This is a genomic window from Streptomyces sp. SID13726, from assembly GCF_010548375.1.
Lineage (GTDB): Bacteria > Actinomycetota > Actinomycetes > Streptomycetales > Streptomycetaceae > Streptomyces.
Window position 1 is genome coordinate 1 of the sequence record NZ_JAAGLY010000844.1, and the last position, 387, is coordinate 387.

The 387-nt window shown below is 76.7% G+C and carries 1 pseudogene; it reads right to left on the minus strand.

The features are described from left to right. Positions 1 to 48: 48 nt before the first annotated feature. A pseudogene (locus G3I78_RS50615) lies at positions 49 to 387 on the minus strand (cysteine--1-D-myo-inosityl 2-amino-2-deoxy-alpha-D-glucopyranoside ligase); the annotation flags it as partial.

Sequence of the window (387 nt, forward strand, 5' to 3'; positions counted from 1 at the left end):
TCCGCCGGGGCCGTTCGGTTGCGCTACGAGCTGTCGTACGGGCTGTCGTTAGAGGGCGACGCCCAGGAGTGCGTCGACCGCGCGGGAGACCACACCGGGCGCTCCCTCGTCCGTGCCGCCGGACAGGGCCTGCGAGGCGGCCCAGCGGTCCACCGCGGCGAGCGCGGCCGGTGCGTCCAGGTCGTTCGCGAGCGCCTCGCGGATCTCCTCGACGAGCGCCTCGGCCGGCGGCCCGTCGGGACGGGACACCGCCGCGCGCCAGCGGGCGAGGCGTTCGACGGCGTCGGCGAGCACGCCGTCCGTCCACTCCCAGTCGGCGCGGTAGTGGTGGGCGAGGAGCGAGAGCCGGATCGCGGCGGGGTCGACCCCGTCACGGCGCAGCTGGGA